Source organism: Streptococcus sp. CCH8-H5 (assembly GCF_001556505.1).
Lineage (GTDB): Bacteria > Bacillota > Bacilli > Lactobacillales > Streptococcaceae > Streptococcus.
Window position 1 is genome coordinate 1 of sequence record NZ_LSIZ01000056.1, and the last position, 1,428, is coordinate 1,428.

The following is a 1,428-nucleotide window of genomic DNA, read 5'->3' on the forward strand; positions in this document are numbered from 1 at the left end:
TTTGTATATTAGTTAGTGGTCGGGAAACCTTATCTAATATAACACTTTAGGGGGAGTTTTTACTCTTTGTCAACTGCAGTGGGTGACGAAAAGCTAACATCTAGAGAGAACCTGATAGGTTTTCTCTTTTTGTATGTTCAGAGTGATGAAGACACGTTTCTTAAAGTTGATGAAGTTTCTAAAACCAAAGCCCAACCGTTTGATGTCTTTAATCAACATGTTAGTAGCTTCCAGTTTAGCGTTTGAATAGTCCGTTTCTAGTACGTTTTTGATGTATTGTTTGTGTCTAAGAAAAGTCCTAAAGACCGTTTGAAAGTAGTGATTGACCTTGCTCATGTTCTCCTCTATGAGTTCAAAAAACTCATCCCCCCTCTTCTCCTGAAAGTGAAAAAGCAAAAGCTGATAGAGGTTATAATAATTGGCGAGTTCTTCTGAGAAATTCAGTGTCTTTTCAACGACTTCATGTGGGCATAATGTTTGATGGAAGGTCTTTGAGTAAAAAGGGTTGAGAGATAACTTACGGCTGTCCTTTTGGAAGAGTCGCCAGTGATTTTTTAAAGCTCGATAAGGTAGTGACTTCTTATCAAACTGGTTCATAATGGCAATTCTTGTCTTTAAAAAGGCTCGACCAAGGTGCTGGATGATGTGGAAACGATCAATAATTATTTCGGCATTTGGAAAAAGTCTTCGAGCTAGTGGCATATAGGCTCCTGACATGTCCATGGTAATAAACCGTACCTTTTGTCGTACTTTCAATGGATACTTCAAAAAGTAGTTTCGAATAGTGGTTTGACGGCGATTATCAAGGATGGTTATGAGTTTGTTGGTCTCATAGTTTTGAGCCACAAAAGCGAGTTCACCTTTCTTGAACCCAAACTCATCCCAGGACATAACCCTTGGGAGTTTGTCATAATGTTCCTTGAAAGTAAACTGGTCAAGTTTACGATAGACAGTGGACGTCGATACACGAAGTCTTCTGGCAATATCCGTTAGTGATACCTTCTCAGTTAGAAGTTGTGCAACCTTTTGTCGGACAAGGTTGGAGATTTGGTGGTTTTTCTCAACGATTGAGGTTTCAGCCACTGTTACTCTCTTACACACTTTACACTGGAAGCGACGTTTCTTCAGACGTAGTAGTGTTGGAGTTCCAGCTTGTTCGAGAAGAGGGATTTTAGAAGGTTTTTAAAAGTCATATTTGATCATCTTTCCTTGGCAATGAGGGCATGGTGGTGCAGGGTAATCAAGTTTTGCTTGAATCTCGATATGAGTGTTAGTTTCAAAAACAAGTGAAATCTTGATATTTTGGTCTTTAATTCCGATTAATTCTGTGGTATTCTTAATAAGTCTCATAAGTTCTTCCTAATGATAGTTTGGTCGCTTTTCATTATAGTTCTTATGGGACTTTTTGTGTATACTCAAAAAGCTCTA

Annotated in this window: 1 pseudogene; it reads right to left on the bottom strand. The window is 38.4% G+C overall.

Going from position 1 to position 1,428, the window contains the following annotated elements:
- Positions 1 to 100: 100 nt before the first annotated feature.
- Positions 101 to 1,350 (bottom strand): annotated as a pseudogene (locus AX663_RS04225) (ISL3 family transposase).
- Positions 1,351 to 1,428 lie beyond the last annotated feature (78 nt).